Source organism: Vibrio sp. M260118 (assembly GCF_036533755.1).
Lineage (GTDB): Bacteria > Pseudomonadota > Gammaproteobacteria > Enterobacterales > Vibrionaceae > Vibrio.
In genome coordinates, this window is sequence record NZ_JATABG010000488.1 from 1 (window position 1) to 2125 (window position 2125).

The following is a 2125-nucleotide window of genomic DNA, read 5'->3' on the forward strand; positions in this document are numbered from 1 at the left end:
ATCATAGCGATCACAAAGTGAATTGCCGCCATCAAAACTGATTGCAAGAATGCAGAACCTTCAGGATTAATAAACTGAGGCAAAAATGCCAAGTAGAAAACCGCTGTTTTGGGGTTAAGTACGTTAGACAGAAATCCCTCACGTAGAGAACGTTTCGCATCTAAAGGAACGGCCCCACAACAGCACTCGTGTCGAGCCCAGCGGCGTTGCCAGAAAATAGGCTCTTTAAAGTCATCACGCCCAACCAAATTAGATAAGCCGCACCGACCATTTTAACTGCATAAAATAGCTCCGCCGATTGAGCTAAGATTGCTGAAATCCCTACGGCTGAAAACGTTGCATGAACAAACAGGCCAAGACATATTCCCAGACTGGTTAGAAAGCCATCACTAAACCCGCCGCGTGACGAATTACGAATCACCAAAGCGGTGTCTAAGCCCGGGGTTAAAGTAAGAATAGTAATAGCGATTAAAAAGGCTTCGATATTGATTATCATGGGTCGTCCTAACTGCGCGAAGTGCTTCCTTGTCGAGCCAGTCTATAAGAAGCGATAGCCTAGATTCAACTCTTGATTAAATTCACTTGGTCTGACGATCATTGATTGATAAGCTTTCTCCTTCACATATCACTAGTCACGGAAGGCGATCGATGAGCGCATTCAATAAACTCAAACAACATTCTCAAAAGATTTCTCACTTCAATCACCTTGCTGCCATTTGTGGTTGGGACCAAGCTGCGGTTATGCCTGCGGGTGGTAACCAAGCTCGCTCAGAAGCCATGGCAGAACTGTCGGTTCATATTCACGGACTAAACACCCAGCCTCAGTTAGAGGATTGGTTTGCTGAAGCCGAAACTGAGCAGCTAAACAGCGAAGACAAAGCCACACTGCGTGAGCTAAAGCGTCAATGGCAACAAGCGAACGTGTTACCAGAGTCATTAGTACAAGTAAAATCATTAGCGGGTTCGAAATGTGAGCACGCATGGCGTACTCAGCGCGGGGAAAATGATTGGCAAGGTTTCGAAAAGAACTGGGCCGAAGTCGTTAAGCTATCTCAAGAAGAGGCGCAAATTCGCGCGGAAGTAAATGGCCTTTCCCCTTACGATGCTATGCTCGATATTTATGAGCCAGGAACGAGCTCTGAATCCCTTGATAACTTGTTCAGTGACGTAAAAACTTGGCTTCCTGAACTCATCGACCAAGTGATCGATAAACAAGCGTCAGAGCAATTTATTCAGCCACAAGGCACGTTCGACACTAACGAGCAAAAAGCACTCGGCCTTGAGGTCATGAAACTGCTTCAGTTTGATTTCAACCACGGACGCTTAGACGAAAGTGTTCACCCCTTCTGTGGCGGCGTGCCGACCGATGTGCGTATAACCACACGCTATGATGAAAGTGAGTTCGTTCAGAGCCTTATGGGAATCGTCCACGAAACCGGACACGCTCGATACGAGCAAGGGTTGCCAAAGGCTCTATCAGGCTTACCATCTGGTGAGGCGCGTTCAATGGGGATTCACGAGTCTCAATCACTGTTCTTTGAGATGCAGGTTGGTCGAAGCGATGCATTTATCGAACATTTAGCACGCCTTGCTGGTCAGCACTTTGGCAGTCATAACCCACAACTTTTCTCACAAGAGAACTTTCAAAAGCTCTACACCCGAGTGAAAAAAGACTTTATCCGAGTTGATGCAGACGAACTCACCTACCCTGCTCACGTTATTTTACGTTATGAGATCGAACGTGATTTGATCAATGGAAAAATCAAGCACACCGATGTACCAGAGCTTTGGAACCAAAAAATGCAGCAGTACTTAGGGCTGTCAACGGAAGGCAACTTCAAAAATGGCTGTATGCAAGACATCCACTGGACAGATGGCGTATTCGGTTATTTCCCTTCATATACATTAGGCGCTATGTATGCTGCACAGTTTATGGCGGCAATGAAGCAGACAGTCGATGTAGATGGTGCTATTGCCAGTGGTGATCTTTCGCCTATTTTCACTTGGCTTGAAGAGAAAATCTGGAGCAACGGTAGCTTGTTGACCACCGATGAGTTAGTAAAGCAAGCGACAGGAGAGACACTAAATGCCTCTTTCTTCCAAGCGCATTTGAAGAGTCGTTATC

General features: G+C 46.2%; 1 protein-coding gene and 1 pseudogene. One reads left to right on the forward strand and one right to left on the reverse strand.

From position 1 onward, the window contains the following. Positions 1-496: pseudogene (locus QTO00_RS18715) on the reverse strand (LysE family translocator); the annotation flags it as partial. Between the two features lie 152 nt (positions 497-648). Between QTO00_RS18715 and QTO00_RS18720 the strand changes: the two are divergent. Further along, on the forward strand, positions 649-2125 hold a 1477-nt coding region (locus QTO00_RS18720), incomplete at its 3' end, for a carboxypeptidase M32 (RefSeq protein ID WP_331426110.1).